The sequence below is a fragment of the Streptomyces sp. NPDC049687 genome (genome assembly GCF_044465285.1).
GTDB lineage: Bacteria > Actinomycetota > Actinomycetes > Streptomycetales > Streptomycetaceae > Streptomyces.
Genome location: NZ_JBITLN010000013.1, coordinates 173,166 through 192,449 on the forward strand (window position 1 = coordinate 173,166; position 19,284 = coordinate 192,449).

At 74.0% G+C, this 19,284-nt stretch carries 15 protein-coding genes; 7 read left to right on the forward strand and 8 right to left on the reverse strand.

From position 1 onward, the window contains the following. Positions 1–54: 54 nt before the first annotated feature. Genes ACIBVL_RS33500 through ACIBVL_RS33515 form a run of 4 tightly spaced genes read right to left on the reverse strand, consistent with a single transcriptional unit; the run spans position 55 to position 5,203 of the window. Complete coding sequence (locus ACIBVL_RS33500; RefSeq protein ID WP_399103166.1) at positions 55–975, reverse strand: TIGR03621 family F420-dependent LLM class oxidoreductase; 921 nt, start codon at positions 973–975, stop codon at positions 55–57. Next, entirely contained in the window at positions 972–3,227 is a 2,256-nt protein-coding gene (locus ACIBVL_RS33505; RefSeq protein ID WP_399103168.1) for a penicillin acylase family protein, read from the reverse strand. The genes ACIBVL_RS33500 and ACIBVL_RS33505 overlap by 4 nt, the downstream gene beginning before the upstream one ends. After that, positions 3,224–4,459 (reverse strand): MupA/Atu3671 family FMN-dependent luciferase-like monooxygenase, encoded by a 1,236-nt coding sequence (locus ACIBVL_RS33510; RefSeq protein ID WP_399103170.1) that lies wholly within the window; start codon positions 4,457–4,459, stop codon positions 3,224–3,226. Before ACIBVL_RS33510 ends, ACIBVL_RS33505 begins: the two co-directional genes overlap by 4 nt. 3 nt (positions 4,460–4,462) lie before the next feature. Next, complete coding sequence (locus tag ACIBVL_RS33515; RefSeq protein WP_399103172.1) at positions 4,463–5,203, reverse strand: phytanoyl-CoA dioxygenase family protein; 741 nt, start codon at positions 5,201–5,203, stop codon at positions 4,463–4,465. Positions 5,204–5,415: 212 nt separating this feature from the next. Here ACIBVL_RS33515 and ACIBVL_RS33520 point away from each other — a divergent pair, with 212 nt between their 5' ends. Next, complete coding sequence (locus tag ACIBVL_RS33520) at positions 5,416–6,129, forward strand: phytanoyl-CoA dioxygenase family protein (protein WP_399103175.1); 714 nt, start codon at positions 5,416–5,418, stop codon at positions 6,127–6,129. Positions 6,130–6,172: 43 nt separating this feature from the next. Here ACIBVL_RS33520 and ACIBVL_RS33525 read toward each other — a convergent pair whose 3' ends face one another. Continuing rightward, a complete protein-coding gene (locus ACIBVL_RS33525) occupies positions 6,173–6,907 on the reverse strand; it encodes an SDR family oxidoreductase (RefSeq protein WP_399103177.1) in 735 nt (244 codons plus the stop codon). Between the two features lie 115 nt (positions 6,908–7,022). Here ACIBVL_RS33525 and ACIBVL_RS33530 point away from each other — a divergent pair, with 115 nt between their 5' ends. Genes ACIBVL_RS33530 through ACIBVL_RS33545 form a run of 4 tightly spaced genes read left to right on the forward strand, consistent with a single transcriptional unit; the run spans position 7,023 to position 10,910 of the window. Then, positions 7,023–8,495 carry a class I adenylate-forming enzyme family protein gene (locus tag ACIBVL_RS33530; protein WP_399103180.1) on the forward strand — a complete coding sequence of 491 codons (1,473 nt, stop codon included), beginning with the start codon at positions 7,023–7,025 and terminating at the stop codon, positions 8,493–8,495. 9 nt (positions 8,496–8,504) lie between these two features. Beyond that, a complete protein-coding gene (locus ACIBVL_RS33535) occupies positions 8,505–8,783 on the forward strand; it encodes an acyl carrier protein (protein WP_399103182.1) in 279 nt (92 codons plus the stop codon). Further along, on the forward strand, positions 8,761–9,549 hold the full coding sequence (gene surE, locus ACIBVL_RS33540; protein WP_399103184.1) for a 5'/3'-nucleotidase SurE: 789 nt from the start codon (positions 8,761–8,763) through the stop codon (positions 9,547–9,549). Before ACIBVL_RS33535 ends, surE begins: the two co-directional genes overlap by 23 nt. After that, complete coding sequence (locus tag ACIBVL_RS33545) at positions 9,546–10,910, forward strand: condensation domain-containing protein (protein ID WP_399103186.1); 1,365 nt, start codon at positions 9,546–9,548, stop codon at positions 10,908–10,910. Before surE ends, ACIBVL_RS33545 begins: the two co-directional genes overlap by 4 nt. 18 nt (positions 10,911–10,928) lie before the next feature. Here the strand turns inward: ACIBVL_RS33545 and ACIBVL_RS33550 are convergent, their stop codons facing one another. Continuing rightward, a complete protein-coding gene (locus ACIBVL_RS33550) occupies positions 10,929–11,873 on the reverse strand; it encodes a TauD/TfdA family dioxygenase (protein ID WP_399103187.1) in 945 nt (314 codons plus the stop codon). 61 nt (positions 11,874–11,934) lie between these two features. Further along, entirely contained in the window at positions 11,935–13,050 is a 1,116-nt protein-coding gene (locus tag ACIBVL_RS33555) for an SDR family oxidoreductase (protein ID WP_399103189.1), read from the reverse strand. Positions 13,051–13,473: 423 nt separating this feature from the next. On the opposite strand from ACIBVL_RS33555, the gene ACIBVL_RS33560 reads away from it, so the two are divergent. Beyond that, on the forward strand, positions 13,474–16,626 hold the full coding sequence (locus ACIBVL_RS33560) for an amino acid adenylation domain-containing protein (protein ID WP_399103191.1): 3,153 nt from the start codon (positions 13,474–13,476) through the stop codon (positions 16,624–16,626). Between the two features lies 1 nt (position 16,627). Here ACIBVL_RS33560 and ACIBVL_RS33565 read toward each other — a convergent pair whose 3' ends face one another. Continuing rightward, entirely contained in the window at positions 16,628–18,253 is a 1,626-nt protein-coding gene (locus ACIBVL_RS33565) for a condensation domain-containing protein (RefSeq protein WP_399103193.1), read from the reverse strand. 162 nt (positions 18,254–18,415) lie between these two features. Between ACIBVL_RS33565 and argB the strand changes: the two genes are divergently transcribed. Then, on the forward strand, positions 18,416–19,273 hold the full coding sequence (argB, locus tag ACIBVL_RS33570) for an acetylglutamate kinase (RefSeq protein WP_399103196.1): 858 nt from the start codon (positions 18,416–18,418) through the stop codon (positions 19,271–19,273). Positions 19,274–19,284: the final 11 nt, after the last annotated feature.

The window sequence follows — 19,284 nt, forward strand, 5'->3', positions numbered from 1 at the left end:
TACGGTGCCCACCCGGTCGCCGTACGGCAGTCGCGGTGTCTGCCGCGGACGCGATCAGCGCCCGGCGAGCAGCGCGACCACGGGCGCGAACTGGGCGGCGCACGCGCCGGGCACCGAGACCTCCGACAGACCCCAGCGCTCACGCCGCGCCACCAGCTGGTCGGCCACGTCCCGGGGCGTGCCGATCAGCAGGCCGGGCAGCTGCCGCAGCCGGCTCTCGTCGACGCCCATGCCGGCCGTGTAGGCGGCGACGACCGCCTCCGGCCGCGGGCTGACCAGGCACTCCCACACGACATGGTGCAGCCGCAGCTCGGTGAACCGGCTCCCCGCGGCCTCGCGCACGATCGCGATCTTGGCGTCCAGCCGTTCCGGCGTCAGATCGTCGCCGTCGATGCCACCGCCGGGCAGGCTGCGCCCGGTCACACTGACGACGTCCGCGCGGCGCGCGGCCAGCGCCAGCATCCGGGGGCCGCCCGCGCCCACGCACAGCGGGACGCGCGGGCGTTGCACGGTGGTGAGCCCGCTGCCCACCTCCGCCGTGTAGTGCTCCCCGCGGTGGGAGAGCTTCTCGCCGCGCAGCAGGGGCTCCAGGACGTCGAGCGCCTCCGCGAACCGCCGCACCCGGCGGCCGCCCCCAGCCAGCCGGGCACCCGACGCCCGGTAGTCGTCGGCCAGCCAGCCCGCACCCACGCCGAGCTCGGCCCGGCCTTCGCTGAGCACGTCCAGTGTCGCCGCCTCGTGCGCGAGCTGGACGGGATGGCGCAGATCGGCGTTGGCGACGCGCGGCCCGAGCCGCAGCGTGGTGGTGACCGTCGAGGCGGCCGCCAGGGCCGGGAACGGTGCCAGCGACTGATGGCCGTGGTCGTTGCAGTACAGGGCCTGATAGCCCTCCCCCTCGGCGCGGCGGGCCAGGTCCAGAAAGGCGGCACCGGTGAGGTCGTCGTCGGCGACCAGGGAGAACGAGAACGGGTTCATGGTGCTGCCTCCTGCGGCGTGGGACCCCCGGCGGGCGCCGGGGTCGCGGACTGCGGGGCGAGCGGGGCCGCGGTGCCCCGCAGCCAGGCGGCGAACTGGTCGCGGTAGTGGACGCTGCGCGGGTCGCCGGACTGCCCGCCCGGCAACTGCAGCACGGCGTCCTGCGGCCGCCCGGGCCCGGCGACCAGCCGTACGGCGGGACCGAAGCCCGGATGGGCGGCGTTGACGGACTCCGCGCACCCGGGCAGCGGGACGTCCGGCAGGTCGAAGAGCGCGGCCGCCTCGGGGGCCGACGACGACAGGGGATGGTGCATGGCACTGCGGTTGAGGTCGCCCCAGCGGACCTCGGTGGCGGGCCGGCCGCCCGCCGCGTGCCGGTGCAGCCGGACCGCCAGTTCCAGATGGGCGCGCAGGAACGCGCGCCGCGAGACGTACGGCGCCGGGACGCACCGGTCGCCGGGGGCCGCGAGCAGCGACCGCAGAGCCTCCTCGTGGTCGTGCCACACATAGCGGAAGCCGGGATCCAGCTCCCGGCAGGACTGCAGGACCGCGGCGAACAGCGTCTCGCGCAGGTTCTCCCGGAACAGCATCAGCAGCCCCAGCCCGCGCGCCCCCGCGCCCGCGGTGCCGTCCCACAGGTCCACGGCGGCCCGGGCCTCGGCGAGCGCCGCGGACGGCGAGGTCTCGTCGGCGGGCACGGCCTCGTGCACCAGGTCGCGGTAGAAGGCGAAGAAGGAGGCGTCCGTGTCCAGTTGGAGGGCCAGCAGGTCGGCGACGGTCAGTTCCGTGCCGGCCGCGAGCACCTCGGCGGCCCGCCGGGCGCGGCGGGCGCTGAACCCGTTGGCGGCGAGCACGCCCGGCCCGCCGTGGCGGTCGGTGAGCTGATTGGCCATGACGAGCATCCCGCTCGGCGGGTCGAGTAACCGGGGCAGGGCCTCGGGCGGCACCGTGTCCCGCCATGACCGCTCGCCGCGGTCCGGGCGCACCATCCGCAGCGGCCCCTGCCGCCGGGGAAAGCTGCCGGTGACCGTCCAGCCGATGCGGCCGCCCGAGTCGGCGACCACGAGGTTGAGCGGCGGCCCGGCGGCCCGGTTCGCGGCGTCGCAGGCCGAGGTGACGTCGGTGCTCTCGGCCACGGCGAGCAGGCCGAGGTCGAATCCGCCGTCCTCCAGCGGGCGCCAGCGCAGCGCCACGTCGACGCCGCCGTGCCGGCCGTACACGGGCCCCCAGGGGGACTCGCGCACGGTCACCTCCACCGGGTCGCCGCCGCGCACCAGTACGGTCTCCGTGCGGATGCGGTCCGTCCTGTCGGGGCTGTCCTGCGCGGGCAGGTGGACCAGGTCGGCGTGAGCGGCGGTGAGCCGGGTGGCGCTCCAGGCGAGCCGCTCGGAGGCGCCGGCCACCACCACGGGCACCCCGGGCACCACCACCCCGTCGATCCGGTGCGGCGGATAGCGCAGGGAGACCCGGTACAGCAGCGACGGTGCGGTGAGCGGCAGATGCATGTCTCCCGCGAGCAGGGCGCCGCCGTGCGCGGTGCGGTGTCCCGCCACGGCGAAGGCGTTGGAGCCGAACGGCGACTCGTCCGCGCCGACCACGGGGCCACTGCCGGACGCGGGGGGACGCGCTGCCCGCAGCAGCGCCACCAGTTCCTCGGGCGGCGGCGGCGGTGCCGGCGCGTTGGCCGTGCCGTCCGGCTCGGTGGCGTACGGGCCGCGCTCGGGCAGCAGGAACGCGCACACGGCGGGCGGCAGCGTGCGCTCCATCACGTCCCGCATCCGCAGGTCCGCGCCGTCGCCGGCGAGCATCTGGGCGAGCAGCAGACCCACGGCGACGCAGTCGGCCGCGCTCCAGGGCTCGGGCTCGGCCCCGAGGATCGCGAACTCCAGCGGTGGCTCGGCGAGTTCGGCCCGGCCGCGTTCGATGCCCGCCGCGTGGCTCTCCAGCAGGGCGCGCTGCGGCTCGGGCAGCCGGGCGAGGTGGCGGTGCGCGGCGCGGGCGATGCCCAGGGTGCGCTGGGCCGTGTCGTGGGCGACGGAGCCGGGGCCGAACAGTTCGGCGAGCCGGCCGGTGGCCCGCCTGCGGAACAGGTCGAGCTGGAAGAGCCGGTCCTGGCCGAGCGCCCGGCCCAGCTCGAAGGCCGCCTCCTCGCGGTCCCGTGCCACGATGACGGGTACGCCCCGGGCGTCCCGGCGCAAGGCGGCTCCGCCCGGGCCGTCCGCGCCGGCCCGGGCTCGCGGGTACGAGGTCATGAAACGGTCCGGACCCGTTCGGCCGCCAGGTCCTTGAGCTCCGCCAGATGGGCGAGCCCGTCGAGCACCGGCTCGTGCCCGATCCCGAAGTCGATCAGGCAGCCGATCTCCGTCACCCCCGCGGCGGCGAACTCCGCCACGCGCTCCACCGCCGAGGCGGGCGTGCCGAACAGCCCGCTGACGGTGAAGTACCGCTCGAAGGCGAGCTCCACCAGCGCCTGTTTGTCGGCCTCGGTCACCGTGCCCAGGTCGATGTCGACGCCCTGGCTGCGCACCAGCCGCTCGAACAGGTCGATGTGGGAGCGGAGATAACGCTGCAGAGCCGGGCGCACGGTCTCGCGCACCGCCGCCTCGTCCGCGCCGACGAAGGTGTGGAGCATCAGCGTGACCTCGCCGCCGTCCGGGTCGAGACCGCGGGCCGCCCGGGCGTCGCGGTACACCGCGGCTTTCGCGGCGACCTCCTCCAGGTTCTGCTCCAGCAGGGCGGTCAGCACATGCGTGCCCAGTTCGGCGGCGGCCTGCCAGGTCGCGGGGTTGGCGGAGCTGGTCAGCCACAGCTCCAGCTCCCGCTGGACCGGCCGCGGGTAGACGGTGAGGTCCACGGGCTTGCCGTTGCCGTCGGTGCGGGTCACCGAGCCGCCGGCCCACAGCGTCCGCAGCTCGGCGACCCGCTCCGAGAGCACCGCCTTGCGGTCCTGGTAGGTGCCGGGGGAGAGGGCGAAGTCATGGGCGTGCCAGCCGGAGGCCAGGGACACATCGACGCGTCCGCGCGAGAGGTTGTCCACCATGGACCAGCGCTCGGCCACCAGCAGCGGATCGTGCAGTGGCAGGACGACGCTGCCCGCCCGCACCCGCAGCTGCTCGGTGTGCGCGGCCACCGCCGCCGCCAGTACCGACGGGTCCGGATAGGGCCCGCCGAACGGCGCGAAGTGGCGCTCCGGCACCCACACCGCGCGAAAGCCGTTGCGGTCGGCGAACCGCGCGCAGTCGAGGACGAACTCGTAGGCGCCGGCGGCGTCGCTGTCGTCGGAGGCGAAGAAGAACAGGCTGAACGCGGGCGGCCGGACGGGACGCCGCCCGCCCGTCGCGTCGGCTCCGCCGGCTCGCCGCCGAGGCGCGTCCGTGGTCTGCGGAGCCTCGGGTACCGCCGGATCGGGTGAGCCGAGCCGGGTGCGCAGCCGGGCACGCTGTTCGGGGGAGAGGGAGGCCAGTCTGGCCCGCAGATCGGCCATCGGTCAGCCGGCCGCGCCGTCGTCGAGGTAGCGCGTGTGCGCGCCCCGATAGCCGCACAGCAGCCCCAGGCGCGGCTTGCCCGAGGTGTTCGGCGGGCTGTCGTGCACCACCAACCCGCTGTGGATCGCCGCCGAGCCGGGCGGTATCTCCATCACGGTCAGCCGCGGATCGTCGTAGTCGACGTACGCCGGGTCGACGCCCTGGCCCCACTGAGCGGGCACATGGGGCAGCAGGCCGTTCACATGGCTGCCCATCCAGTAGCGCAGCGCCCCGTTCTCCTCGGTCGACTCATCGATGGCGATCCACAGATGGGCGATGTCCATCGGCTCCAGAGGCAGAAACGCGCAGTCCTGGTGCGCCGAGGCGGCCGAGCCGACGGTCGCCGGCTTGTTGAACGTCTCCACGACGTACAGTTCCGGCTCCCAGCCGGTCACGGCGCGGATGAGGTCCTTGAAGTCCTCGCGGTTGCCGAAGGCGTTGAAATAGTCGTCGATCTGGTCCATGAAATAGCAGCTGCGCAGCGAGACGCCGTTCTCCTCGATACGCACCGTCTTGGCGCGGATGTTCTCCGGCAGGCGAGGCACCACGTGTTCGGCATACCGTTTCAAGTGGCGGCGCACTTCCGTGAGTTCGGCAGCGTCGAGCACCACTCCGGCAAACAGGGCGCCGTCCTCGCGGAAGCGGAGCGCCGCCTGTTCCAGATCGAGGGACTCGGCCGGCCGGTTCGTAGCCGCTTGCTTCACTGCACCCTCCATGTCGGACGATCGCCGGTGAGGTACAGCACGCGACTGTAAGCGCCCGCCCCGCCGTCCGTCCATGGCGCCTGTTCCGCATCGTGATATGCCACTACCCGCAAAAGCAAGGGGAGTTGGCGGAATCACGCCCTCTTGACGCGCGGGGCACCGAGCGGAAAGTCTCACGCGCGACGACCATGACGAAGAAGGGCGTTCCAGGTATGACGACTGCGAAGGACACGAGTACCGCACTGCCCGTCCATGACGTCCACAGCGATGAGTTGCACACCGCCTTCGAACGCGACGGCGTGGTCCTGGTGCGCGATCTCCTTGGCCCCGACGAGGTAGCCGAGGTGCGACGCAACATCGCCCGCTACCGCAAGTGGCTGCTGCCGGCGCTGCCCGACGACTGGCAGCGCCGGGAACCCGACGGGACCCTGCGCGGCATGTACTTCCTCGAGCGCGTCGACCCGTACTTCGCGGGGTTCGGGGAGGACGAGCGCTTCTGCGGGCTGGTCGAGCGCATCACGGGCCGCTCCGCGACGTTCGCCTCCATCGAGACCTTCCACAAGCCGGCGCTGATCGGCAGCCCCTCCCTCGTTCACCAGGACGGCGTCTACTACCAGGGCACCGACATCGTCGGCGTCAACATGTGGATCGCCCTCGACCCGGCGACCCGCGCCAACGGGGCCCTCAAGTACTGGCCCGGCAGCCATCGTCGGGGACTGCGCCCGCACGGCGGGGTCGCGGGCGACCGCTACTTCCAGGCGATGCTGCCCGACGCCGTCGAGGCGATGGGCCCGCCGGTCGTCGCCGAACTCCCGCCCGGCTGGGCCGCGTTCCACCACGACATGACCGTCCACGGCAGCGATGCCAACACCTCGGGCGAGGCCCGCCTCGCCCTCGCCGCGACGTACACGCTGGCCATGGACTGAGCCCGCACGCCGGCGTGAACCGGTCGTCCGGCCCGCCGGGGACTCACCCCGGCGGCTGCCGCATCGAGATCAACGCGATCTCCACGTGGTGCACATCGGGAGGAGCGGACAGCACATGCTCGACCTGGGCGGCCACGTCCTGCGGATCCAGCCCCTGCTCCGTCTGCCCGTGCTCCATGTTCGCCCGCACCTCCGGGGAGCGGATGTAGGCGCCCAGATTGGTGCGGATGAACCCCGGCGCCAGGACCGTCACCCGGATGCCGTCCTCGTACAGCTCGCGGCGCAGCGCGTCGCTGATGGCGTGCACCGCGTGCTTCGTCCCCGCGTACACGCCCTGCGAGGGCTGGGCGACCCGCCGACCGCCCATCGAGCTGATGTTGACGATCTGCGGATGCCGGCCCTCCCGCAAATGCGGTACGGCCGCCTGGGTGACCGCCAGCAGACCCAGCACGTTGACCTCCAGCATGTCCCGCCAGTCGGCGACCTCCCCGTCGGAGACCATGCCGAGACGGAACACACCCGCGTTGTTCACCACCGCGTCCAGGCCGCCCAGCTCCCGGGCGGCCTCCCGCACGGCGTCGGCCGCCGCCACGGTGTCCGTGAGATCCGCGGGCACCACGATCCCGCCCGTGCGCCGCGCCACGGCCTGGAGCCGCTCCCGGTCGCGCGCCAGCAGGGCGGGCCTGGCCCCGGCCCGCGCCAGCCGCTCCGCGATCGCCGTCCCGAGCCCCGTGGAGGCGCCGGTGACCAGGACACGTCTGCCGCTCAGCAACTCCACGTAGCTTCCTCCTCGGTGCCGACGCCGGTGCGGCCTTGCCGCGTGATCGCGAGCGACGGTAACTTACGCAACCGCACGTCTGCTACAGCGATCAGTTCCGAAATCCAGTCAAGGGATGATGGTGATTGCGCTGAAGGACCGCATCACGCACGGCGAGCGAATCCGGCATCTGGCGGAAGAGCATCCGGACAGGACAGCGGTCGTCTCGGTGGCGGCCGACGGCTCCCGCACCGTGCTGAACTGGGCCGAACTGGAGCGGACCAGCAACCGTGCGGCCCGCGGGCTCCTCGAACGCGGACTGAAACCCGGCTCCCCCCTCGCCCTCGCGGTGCCGCCCGGCATCGGCCATGTCGTCGCCACCGCCGCCGCCTGGAAGACCGGGGCGCTGGTGGTGCCGCTGAACCACGCAGCGGCCCCCGCCGAGCGGGAGCAACTGCGCGAAACCGTCGGTGGGTTCGTGATCGGCGACGGCGACTGGGCCGATGTGCCCCCGGCGTGGTGGGAGACCGACGGGCACCTCGACGACAGCCCCGTCCAGGAAGGCCCCGAGCCGCGCTCCGCGTCGGCGAGCGGCGGCAGCACCGGCCGACCCCGCATCGTCGTACGCCGCCGCACCTGGACGTACGACTCCGACGCGCTGCTGTCGGACGCGGACCGGGAGACCGGACTGGACTTCGGGCAGACCCAGTTGGTGATGCTGCCGATGTACCACGCCGGCTTCACCGGGCTGCACCACGGGCTCGTCCTCGACCACACCATCGTGCTGATGGAGCGGTTCGTGCCCCGCCTGTTCGGCGAACTGGTGGAGGAGTTCCGGGTCAACTGCTTCCGGATCGTGCCCACGATGATGCGGCTGATACTCCAGGACCCCGGCATCGAGCGGCGCGACCTGTCCAGTGTCGTCGCCGTCCATCAGGGCGCCGGCGCCTGCCCGGAGAGCGTCAAGCACGCGTGGCTGAAGATCTTCCGTCCGGAGGCGTGCTTCGAGGACTACTCCAGCGTCGAACGGCTCGGCCTGGTCACCATCCGCGGCGACGAGTGGCTGCGCCACCCGGGCAGCGTGGGTCGGCCCACCGACTGCGAGGTGCGGATCGTCCGCCCCGACGGCACGCCGGCGGATCCGGGCGAGGTCGGCGAGATCTACCTGCGCTCGCCCACCACCCGCCAGCCCGAATACCTCGGCGACGGGCCGCAGTTGCGCGCCCGCGGCGACTTCCTCACCCTCGGCGACCTCGGCCGGATCGACGACGAGGGCTATCTCTACCTGGTCGGCCGCACCGCGGACGTGATCAACGTGGGCGGCGCCAACGTCTACCCGGCGGAGATCGAAGCGGTGCTCCTGGAATTCCCCGGCGTGCGCGACGCCGCGGTGATCGGCCGGCCGCACGACTACCTGGGCCAGTCGGTGCACGCGGTCCTCGCCCTGGCCGACCCGGACGACCCGCCCGCCACCTGGGACCTGGACGGCCACTGCCGGCGCCGGCTGTCGCTGGCCAAGGTTCCGATGAGCTACGAGTTCACCGACGACCTGGGCCGCACGGAGGCGGGCAAGCTCAGACACCGGGACCTGGCCCGGACACAGAAGTGAGGCGTGCTGGTGGACACGGTGGAAACGACAGCGGGCGGCGGGGACGAGGCGGCGTTCTTCGAGATCGTCGCCCGGGTGCTCCGGCGGCCCCGCGTGCGGCCCGACGACGACTACTTCGAACTCGGCGGCACCTCACTGGGCGTGATGCAGATCGTGTGGATGGTCGAGGAACGCCTCGGCGTCCGGATCTCCCTGACGGACTTCTTCGACTCGCCCGACCTGGCGGGCATCGCACGCCTGGTCACCGACGGCAGGAGTACCGACCGTGCGCGTGCTGGTGACCAATGACGACGGCGTGCACAGCGACGGACTGCGCCCGCTGACCGACGCCCTGACCCGGGCCGGCCACGACGTGCTCGCCGTGGCTCCGCTGGCGGACCACAGCGGCACGGGCACGGCGCTCGGCCTTCGGCCGGGCGTGCCGGTCCGCGTCGTGTCGGTGGAGGACGAACCCGGCGGGCCACGCGTCCTCGGCATCGACGGGGGCCCGGCCCTCGCGGTGACGCTGGCACGCATGGGCGCCTTCGGCGATCGCCCGCAGGCCGTCCTGTCCGGCATCAACGCCGGAGCCAACACCGGGCGTTCGGTGCTGCACTCGGCCACGGTCGGCGCGGCCCTCACCGCATCGGCCGCGGGCCTGTCAGCGCTCGCGGTGAGCGTCGCGGCCGACCGCCCCCGGCACTGGGCGGCCGCGGCGCAGGTCGCCGTCGACTGCCTGGCCTGGCTCGGCGGGGCCCGCCGCCGCACCGTCCTCAACGTCAACATCCCCGACCTGCCCCTCGAACAGCTGCGGGGCGTGCGCTACGGGCGACTCGCAGCCTTCGGCCCCACCTCCCTGGTCGCCGTCCCGCAAGACGGCGGCATCGTGGTCGAGGAGCGTTCGCAGGCCCTGCCCCTGGACCCGGAGACCGACACCGCCTTGGTCCTGGACGGCTGGGTGACGACCACCCTGCTCGACCCGCTGACCGGTGTGCCGGCCCGGGACGCCCCCGTCGGCCTGGCCGCCCTGCACCTGCCCGGGCCACCCGCGACGCTCGGTGAGGAGATGGGATGACCCGCCCCGAGACCGACCTGCGCGCCCGGCTCGCCCGCCTCACCCCGCAGCAGCGAGCGGCCCTCAAGGCCCGCCTGGCCCCGCCTCCGGAAGAAGAACTCCCGCTGTCGCCCGCCCAGTTCGGCATCTGGCTGTTCGAACAGCTGCAGCCGGGCTCGACCGCCTACCACAACCCGGCTGCGGTGCGGCTGCGCGGGCGCCTGGACGCGGACGCGGTACGCGAGGCCCTGTGGTACGAGGCCGGACGGCACGAGGCGCTGCGCTGCCGCGTCGTGGAGAACGACGAGGGCCTCCCCGTACACGCCCCGGTGGACGGCGACGCCGTCGACTTCACGGTCACCGAGGTGCCCGGCGCGGACGAGGCGGCGTTGCTGCGGGCCGTCACCGCGTCCGCCCGCCGCCCCTTCGACCTGGAACGCGGCCCCCTGTGGCGGGCCGCCCTGATCCGGGCCGCCCCCGACGACCACGTCCTGGTCGTCACCTTCCACCACCTGATCTCCGACGGCTGGACGCTCGGGCTGTTCCTGCGCGAGTTCCTCGCCGCCTACGGGGCGCTGAGTGCCGGCCGCACCCCCGCCCTGCCGCCGCTGCCCGCCTCCTACGCCGACGCCGTCCGCGCGGTGCGCACGCCCGCGGCGCGCCGCGCCGAGTCCCTCCGGCACTGGAAGGAGGTGCTGGCGGGAGCGCCGACGGCGATCGCCCTGCCCGGCCGTCGCCCCTCCGACGGCATCGGCCGCCAGGGCGGCTCGGTGGTGTTCACATTGGACGCGGCGGAGACGGCCGGGCTGCGCGCCGCGTGCCGCGCCCGGGGCATCTCGCTCTTCTCCGGGGTCACCGCCCTCTTCCTCGACTGGCTGCGCCGACACACCGGCCAGAACGACCTTGTCGTCACCACCGCGGTCGCCGACCGGCGCGCCCCGGAGACCCAGCAGACGATCGGCTGCTTCCTCAACACCGTGCCGGTCCGGGTGCGGCTGCCCGAGGAGGGCGACCGGGACGCCCTGCTGGGCCGGACCGGGGCGGCAGTGGCCGACGCAGTCGCCCACGCGGACGTGCCGTTCGGGGAGATCTGCGCGGCGGTGGGCCAGGCCAGCCGCGGCGAGGACGCGATCAGCAACGTGATGGTCCTGCACGCCAACGTGGACGACGACGAACAACGGGCGGCCGGACTGCGCCTGACGCGCTATCCGGTGCCGCTCATCGCCTCCAAGCACGACCTGGGTCTGCTCATCACCCCGGGACGCGACCGCATCCGCTGCGAACTCGAATACCGCGAGGGCGTACTGGCGGAGGATCATCTGGCGGACGTGGTGCGTGCCCTGTCCGCCGCCGCGGCGGCGGCCGGCGCACCCGACGTGTGAGCCGGCGGTGCGGCGGGGTCACACCACGACGGCCCGGGACACCGGGTCGCCCATGGCGACGACCACCTGCCGGGTGCCGGTGAAGGGCTCCCGGCCGTGCGCCGCCAGCATGTTGTCGACGAGCATCAGATCGCCACGCCGCCACGGCCGCGCCGCTGTCTCGGCGCGGAACGCGTCCACGATCCGGGCGACCACGTCGTCGGGGATGGGCGTGCCGTCCCCGTAGTGCGTCGAGTAGGGCAGACCCTCGGGCCCGTACTCCTCCTCCAGCAGCTCGCGTGTCTCGGGGCCGAGCGCCGAGGCGTGCCAGAAGTGCACATGGTTGAACCAGGCCGGCTCGCCGGTGAGCGGGTGGCGCACGGTGACGGGGCGCACCTGCCGGGTGCGCAGCGCCCCGTCCGGCAGCCAGTCCGTGACCACCTCGGCGCCCCGGCAGTAGGCGTCGACCTCACCCCGGTCCTCGGTGCCGAACGCCCGCTTCCAGCCGAGCCCGAACCAGTCGCTGTAGGTGCGCCGCAACAGCCAGCCGCCCCGGCGCTCGAACTCCTCGACCAGCGCGGGGCCCATCCGGTCGAGCACCCTGCGCACATCGGCGACCGGTGTCGCCCCGCCCGTCTCCGGTTCCTTCAGACAGCCGAACAGCAGCAGGCCCGGCCAGGACAGCGCGTAGGAGTTCTCGTTGTGCAGGGCGATCGCCTCGGAGGCGGGGAACTCCGTGGAGGTGTAGACGTGCGCGCCGAGCTGCTTGCGCGGTGTGGCGCCCTCGACGTAGGCGCCCGGGCGGCTCAGCAGCAGGGCGCGGGCCGCCTCGAACCGCTCGACGGTGTCCACGGCGAAGCCGCGCAGCAGGACGGCGCCATGGGCGAGCAGTTCCTGACGGACGGTCCGCTCGCTGTGCCGCCACCAGTCGGACAGCGATTCGCCGCCGCCGTCGAGGATCACGGGAAGAGTCTGGGCGGGCACGGGCATACCTTTCCTCGGCCTGTGGTCGTACGGTTCGGGCGGTGCTCGGGTGGGCGGACGTTCAGGGCGCGCAGGCCAGAGCCCGCAGGCTGCGGCGCAGCCGGGGCCGGTCGAAGGGCGTCTCCGGTGCCGCCAGTGCGGCGAGCGCACGCCAGACGGCGGCGTCTCCACGGGCCCGGGCGGCGGGCAGCGCGGGCGCCAGCGCTGCCAACGCCAGCAGGTGCTCGTCCTGGCCGGTGCGCAGACGCGCGTCGAGCCGGCGCCACCAGCCGTCCGGGCTGACGACCCCGAGCCGGTGTCCGTCCTGGCGGAGCCAGGAGAACACGTCATGCCATGGGACGGCGCCGGTGGCGGTGACCGGCAGCGGATCGGGCAGGCCGGCGGCATCGGCGTCGGGTGCCAGGGCGACCGCGGCGACGGCGGCGGCCGCGCAGTCGACGGGGAGCCAGCACAGGCCGCCCTCCATCAGCGGCGCGGCCCGCAGGTCCAGACAGGCGCGCAGGAACAGCCAGCGGAAGTCCGCCGGGTTCGACACCCCGGACGCGGTGTGGGCGCTGAGAGCGCCCAGTTGATGGATCAGCACCCGGGCGGCGGGCAGGGAGCGCCGGTAGGCGGCCACCGCCTGTTCGGCCATCCACTTCGACCGTGCGTAGCCGCTGGGCAGGTGCTCCAGCGGGATGCCGTCGGCCGCGTCCGTGCGGGCCGCCGTGGTGGAGATGTGGTGCAGATCCGCGCCCGAGCGGGCCGCGAGGTCGCACAGGTGCAGCGTCGCCCGGACATTGCCGGCGCGCAGTGCGGCGTACGGCAGGCTGCCGTTGACGTCGGCGGCGGCGTGGAAGATCCGGCCGATCCGTGCTGTGAGCGCGGTGAGCGCGGCCCCGGAGAGACCGAGGTGCTCATCGGTGACGTCCCCGGCGAGGGCCGTCAGGCGCCCGAACTGGCCCCGTACCTGCGGCACATGGCGGTCCAGATGCGTCAACAGCCGCTTGCGCGCCCGCTCCTCGTCGGGGGCGCGGACCAGGCAGACGACCTCGTCGGCGGAGCGCTCCAGGAGGGCGGCGACCAGCGCCGCGCCGAAGAACCCGGTGGCACCGGTCACCAGCGACGCGGTGCCGCCCCGCTCGCTCGTGAACACGGGGAAGCGGCGCCGGGAGAGCGCCGCCACGTCCTGCTCCATCTCTTTCCTGACGCGGAGTGCTTCCCCCCGCGTCATTTACTTCTGGTCACCCTCTGCAGGGTCCTCAGCGCTCTGTGGCGGTTGCTCCTGTTCGTCCAGCTCGGAATCCTGCAGCGACTGGAGATGCAACTCCCGTACACGCTGCATTTCTTCCTCGGAGAGAAACCGGGAAAAGGAGCTCGGCATACTGCACTCCCGCTATGAAGTGGACGGAGTGGGGATTCCAAAGAAACTTTCGAACCTGTTGCCGGATTCGCTGAATCTAGCAAGGTGCCTGAAGGGCCGTCAAGGTCACAACAGGCCGCCTGCAAACGGCGGTTGAAGAGGTCGTATTGAAGCGGGAGGGAGCCGTTGTTCTAATGGACCGGCAGATCTTCACTGGCGGTCGGGCAAGAGACGGAAGGGGAAGGCATGCACAGGCTGATGTCCCGAACCGAGGCAATTCCGGTCGGGGCCGAAACCCTTCCCCAGGCCGTGGCCCACCATGCGCGGGTCACCCCCGGCGCACCGGCGGTGACCGGCCGGGGCGAACACGTCGACTACGCCGCCCTGCACGCCATGGCTGACCGGGTGGCCGCCACCGTCGCCGCCCACGCCCCCGTCCGCGGGGAATGCGTGCTGCTGCACGGCGAGCCGACCGCCTGGGGCGTGGCCGCGGCGCTGGGCATCATGCGGGCCGGCGCCGCCGTCGTGCCGCTCGGCGAGAGAGATCCTGCCGCCCGGGTCCGGCTCGTCGTCGAGGACTGCGGCGCCCGCCTCGCCCTGTCGACGCGGCCGTCCGGCTTCCCGGCCGCCGACGCCGTCGAGCACCTGCTGGAGCTCTCGGAGGCGTCATTGCCGCACCCGTCCGAGCACCCGGGCGCTGGTCCGGCCGCGGACGACCTCGCCTACGTCCTGTTCACCTCGGGCTCCACGGGACGCCCCAAGGGGGTGATGATCGAGCACCGCAACCTCATGCACTATGTGCGCGCCGTCGCCGACCGCTACCGCGTCGACGGCGAGGTCCCGCCGCTGCCCGCGCTCACCCCGCTGTCGTTCGACGCCTCCGTCCTGCAGGTGTACGCACCGCTCGCCCGCGGCGCGGACGTGTGGCTCGCCCCCGCCTCGGCCCGGGAGGATCCCGCGCAACTGCTCACCCTGCTCGCCTCCCGTCCCGGGGCCGCGCTGCACTGCGTGCCCTCGCTCTGGGCGGAGGTCCTGCGAGAACTGGGCCCCGCCGGAGCCGGTGGTTCCCACCGGGTGCCGCGGGCGGTGCTCCTGGGCGGCGAGGTGGTGCCCCCCGACCTGTGGGAGGAGACCCGCCGGGCCCTGCCGGACACCCTGCGCGCCAATGTGTACGGCCCCACCGAGGCCACCGTGCAGGCCACGGGGGAGTGGCATCACGACGACCCCCCGCGCCCCGCCGGTCTCCCGCCGCACACCGGCACCCCCTTACCCGGCGTCGGCATCTTCGTCCGCGCGGCCGACGGCACCCGGCTCGGCCCCGGCGAACGCGGCGAGATCCACATCTCGGGCCCGGGTGTCGGCCGCGGCTACCTCGGCCGCCCCGACCTGACCGTCGCGCACTTCACCGACGAACCGGGCGTCGGCCGGGTCTACCGCACCGGCGACGAGGGGATGCTCGACGCCGCCGGACGGCTCACCGTGCTGGGCCGACTCGACGACCAGTGCAAGGTGCGCGGCTACCGTGTCGAACCCGGCGAGACGGAGGCCGCCCTGCGCGAGGCACCCGGCGTGAGCGCCGCCGCCGTCACCGTCCTCGCCCCCCGCACCAGCGAGGCCCGACTGGTCGCCGCCGTAACCCTGACCGACGGCCGCACCGACGGCGCGGGCCTCGAGGCCGCCCTGCGGGACCACTGCGCCCAGCGGCTCGCTCCCTATCTGGTGCCGGCCCGTATCCGGGTGCTGCCCGCGCTGCCGCGCACCGCCAACGGCAAGACCGACCGCGCCGCGGTACGCGACCTGTTCGCCGCCGCACCCCCCACCCCGGCCCCCGCCGGGACCGGCGGCTCGGAGCGCGAGCGGCTGCGCGCCGTGTGGTGCCGACTGCTCCAGGTCCCCCAGGTCGCCGACACCGACGACTTCTTCGACCTCGGCGGCCATTCCCTGCTCGCCACCCGCCTCATCGGCCGCACCCGCAAGGAGCTCGGCCGCCCCGTGCCCCTGCCCACGATCTTCACCTCCCGCACCTTCGACGCCTTCGCCCGCGCGGTGCGCGCCGACGAGGACGCCGCCCCGGACACCGGCGGCTCCCCGTCCGCACCCGTACCCGTACCCGACGACACGCCCGTCCCGCTGGCCCTGGAACAGCGCTCCCTGTGGGCCCTGCACCGGGCCGCGCCGGAACTGCCGTCGGCCCATGTCGTGCTGCCGCTCGAACTGCACGGCCCCGTCTCCCGCGACACCGTCGTCCACGCCCTGCGCACCCTGGTCCGCGACCACCCCGCCCTGCGCTGCGTCGTCGACGGCGACGACGAGGACCCCGTCCTGCGGCTGCTGCCCGACGCGGAGGTCCCGCTCACCGAGGCCGACCTGCGCGCGGCGCCCGACCCGGAACGCCGCCTGCGAGAGCACGCCCGCACCCTCTACCTGCGGCCCTTCCGGCTTGCCGACGCGATACCGGTCCGGGCCGCCTGGCTGCGCGCGGCCGACGACCGCTCCGTGCTGCTGCTGTGCGTGCACCACATCGCCTGCGACGGCCTGTCCCTGGAGATCCTCACCGCCGACCTGCGCGACCTGCTGGCCGGCACAGCGCCCGCACGCCCCGCCGGACCGCGCCTCGGCCATCGCGAGTACGCGGCCTGGCAGCGGCGGCGCTGGGAGGCCGGCGAGCTCGCCCCGGCGCTGGCCCACTGGACCGCCCACCTGGAACTCGGCCGCGAGGAGATCGCCTGGCCGTGCCCCCCGGTCCCGCCCGCCGACCGCGTCTACGGCGCCCGCACGATCGCCCTGCCCGCGCCCCCCGGACTCGCCGCCGCCGTCCAGGAGTTGTCAGTGCGTCGCGGCGCGACCGCCTTCGCCGTGCTCGCCGCCGCCCTGGGCGCCGCCCTGCACACGACGACCGGTGTGAAGGAGTTGTCGCTCGGCATGCTCGCCGCCGGGCGGCCGCGCGCCGAGTTCGAGGCCGCCGTGGGACTCTTCGCCACCACGCTGGCCCTGCGGCTGCCGCTGCGCGAGCGCCACCCCGGACAGCTGATCGCCGCCGCCGCCAAGGCGGTGCTCGACGCCCAGATCCACCAGGACGTGCCCCTGGAGACCGCCGCCGAGCACGTCCGCCCCGAAGCGGCCGCCCGACACCCCTTCGACGTCGGCCTGTCCGTCGACTGGACCGCCGCACCGGCCGGGTCCGCGGCGGCGGGCGCCGTGCGGGTACGGCGGCTGGCGCCGGACGCCGAGGACCTGCCCACCGGCATCGGCGCGGCGTCCTGCCCGCTGACGGTGGCGGTGCGCCGCGACGGCGACGACCTCGCGATCACCGCCGAGTACATGACCGACCTCCTCGACGAGCCCACCGTCCGGCAGGTCGTCGAGGGGCAGGTGCGCGTCCTGCTGCAGTGGACCGGCGCCCCGCGCTGATTCAGTCGTCGGCGGCCGACCGCGCCCGGGCCGCCAGATCGGCCAACACCGCGCACGGGTCGCGCTGCGCGAGCGTCGCCAGCGCGGCGAAGGACCGCACCAGCGCGGCCGCTTCGGCGTGCGGCACGGCGTCGACCTGGTGGGTGAGGTGGCCCACGATGCCGTCCGGCGACTCGCGCAGCTCCAGCGTGACGTCGAACGTCGATGGATCGACCTCGTCCGCCTCGTCGCCTGGGCCCGTCTCCAGGCGCGGCGGCAGTTGCAGCAGGCCCAGGCCCGGCACCAGCTCGCGCTCGGGCCGCAACGCCGGATGCAGGGCGATGCCGTACCGCAGCCCCTCCACCAGTGCGCGGGTCGCCACCGGCTCCTGCGTCAGATAGGCGTGCTCCAGCGGGTACTCCTGGTGACTCATGGTCCGCACCACCGACGCGCCCGTACGCCGCACCGCCTCCCGTACGTCCGCGCGGCCGTCCAGCTCGAAGGCCACCGGCAGGATGGTCAGGAACATCCCGATGACGTCGTTCGTCGCCGCCCAGGTCCGGTTGGCGGTGATCGTGGCCACCGGGAGCCGCGCGACACCCAGCCGGTCCGCCAGGACCGCGCCGAACACCGCCAGGCAGGCCGCGAACGGAGTCGTCCCCTCCTCCTGCGCGAGCCGGATCAGGCCCCGTGCGCTCTCGGCCGGCAGCGCCAGCTCATGACGGGCCGACAGATACGTCGCCCGCGCACTCTCCTCCCGCGGGCACAGCCGCGGCGCCCCCGGCCCCACCGCGTCGCGCCAGAACCGCAGATGGTCCTCGGCCGCCTCCGAGAGGCGCATCCGCTGCCAGCGGGCGAAATCGGCGTACTGCGCCTGCGGCGCGGCGGGGGCCTCACCGAGGCCCAGCCTGGCGCGATAGGCGGCGACGAACCCGGCGAGCAGAATGTCCCGGGACCATCCGTCGAAGTTGATGTGGTGCACGGACACCACCACCTGCGCCCGGTCCGGCTCCAGCAGTACCAGCTGCACCCGCAGGCCCGCGTCCCGCGCCAGGTCGTAGCCGCGGCGGGTGAACTCCTCGTGCACCTTGCGGTGCTGGAGCCCGCGCGTGGCCTCGTCCCAGGCGCTCAGATCGTGCTCCTCGAGGTCGTAGTGGGCGTCACCGTCCACCACCTGCTCCACGGCACCCCCGACGACCCGGTAGCGGGTGCGCAGCACCGCGTGGCGCTCCACCACGTCCAGCCACGCCCCGTCGAACGCGGCCCGGTCGACCGGGCCGCGCAGCTCGAACCGGACGAACGAGGAGTAGATGTTGCTGCCGGACACGGCCTGTTCCAGGCGGTACTGCCACTCCTGCTGCCACGACAGCGGTGCCGTGTCCGCGGTCCGCGCCGCCGGTCCGGCGAACCCGCCTCCCTCGGCGCCGGCCGTGACCCGGTCCACAAAGGCGCGCGGGGTGGGCGCCTCGAACACGGTCTGCACGGGCAGCGACACCGCGAACGCGTCGAGCGTCCCCCGCACGATCTGCACGGCCGTCAGCGAACGGCCCCCCAGCTGGAAGAAGTTGTCGTCCGGACCGACCTCCGGTAGGTCGAGGACGTCGGCCCAGACGGAACACACGCGCGCGAGGATCTCCTCCGATGCCATGCGCGCACCCTAACCGCGCGTTCCCCGCGCCACCAGACGGCCCCGGCCCCCGGCAGCCCCGCCCACGGGTTCACGCCCAACGCCCGTGCCCAGAGGGCCCCTTCACAACATCCACCCGGCAGGCAAGACTGATCGTCACCTCGGTCACGGGAAAGGATGCGCATGCGTCTGGGAACGCACCAGGAGGACGAGCCCGCCGTCACGGACCGTCCGTCGCCCGCACCAGTGCCCACGGCGGACGTCGTGATCAAGGCGGGCGGCGCCGTGCTGGACGACCCCGCCGCACGCGAGGCGCTCGCGGCCGACACGGTGGAACTGCGGCGCCGTGGAGTGCGCACGGTCGTCGTCCACGGCGGCGGCCCGCAAATCACACAGGTCATGCGGCGCCTGGGCGTCGAGGCGGAGTTCGTGGCCGGCCAACGGGTCACCTCCCCGGAGGTCCTGGACGTCGTCCGCATGGTGCTCACCGGCCGCCTCCAGCGCGAGCTGATCGGCGCCGTCAACCGCCACGGACCCTACGCCGTGGGTCTGTCCGGGGAGGACGCCCGGCTGATGTCGGCGCGCCGGCGCGGCGGCGCGGACCTGGGACAGGTCGGGGACGTCACCGCCGTCGACACCGGTCTGCTCGCCACCCTGCTCGCCGACGACCGCATCCCCGTCGTCTCCTCGCTGGCCGTCGCCGAAGACGGCGCCGTCCTCAACGTCAACGCGGACGCGACGGCCGCCGCCGTGGCCGTGGCCGTGGGCGCGCGCAGCCTGGTACTGCTCACCGACGTGCCCGGCATCTGCGCCGACTGGCCCCATCGGCCGACCCTCATCAGCGAACTGACGACGAGTCAATTAGAGCTCATGGCGCTGGAGATGACCGACGGCATGCGCCCCAAGGCCGAGGCGTGCCTGAGCGCGCTGAACGGCGGCGTAGCCCGCGCGCACGTCGTCGACGGCCGACTGCCCCACGCCGCCCTGAACGCCGTGACCTCGCACCGGCCCGCGGGCACCACCGTGCTCGCCGCGCGCTGACCCCGTACCGG

What these genes read in the sequence shown, in the direction of transcription:
- ACIBVL_RS33520 (WP_399103175.1), top strand. Translation starts at nt 5,416, where the DNA reads ATGACGACTGCGAAGGACACGAGTACCGCACTGCCCGTCCATGACGTC.
- ACIBVL_RS33555 (WP_399103189.1), bottom strand. Translation starts at nt 13,050, where the DNA reads ATGGAGCAGGACGTGGCGGCGCTCTCCCGGCGCCGCTTCCCCGTGTTC.
- argB (WP_399103196.1), top strand. Translation starts at nt 18,416, where the DNA reads ATGCGTCTGGGAACGCACCAGGAGGACGAGCCCGCCGTCACGGACCGT.
- ACIBVL_RS33510 (WP_399103170.1), bottom strand. Translation starts at nt 4,459, where the DNA reads ATGGCCGATCTGCGGGCCAGACTGGCCTCCCTCTCCCCCGAACAGCGT.
- ACIBVL_RS33565 (WP_399103193.1), bottom strand. Translation starts at nt 18,253, where the DNA reads ATGGCATCGGAGGAGATCCTCGCGCGCGTGTGTTCCGTCTGGGCCGAC.
- ACIBVL_RS33500 (WP_399103166.1), bottom strand. Translation starts at nt 975, where the DNA reads ATGAACCCGTTCTCGTTCTCCCTGGTCGCCGACGACGACCTCACCGGT.
- ACIBVL_RS33530 (WP_399103180.1), top strand. Translation starts at nt 7,023, where the DNA reads ATGATGGTGATTGCGCTGAAGGACCGCATCACGCACGGCGAGCGAATC.
- ACIBVL_RS33505 (WP_399103168.1), bottom strand. Translation starts at nt 3,227, where the DNA reads ATGACCTCGTACCCGCGAGCCCGGGCCGGCGCGGACGGCCCGGGCGGA.
- ACIBVL_RS33545 (WP_399103186.1), top strand. Translation starts at nt 9,546, where the DNA reads ATGACCCGCCCCGAGACCGACCTGCGCGCCCGGCTCGCCCGCCTCACC.
- ACIBVL_RS33560 (WP_399103191.1), top strand. Translation starts at nt 13,474, where the DNA reads ATGTCCCGAACCGAGGCAATTCCGGTCGGGGCCGAAACCCTTCCCCAG.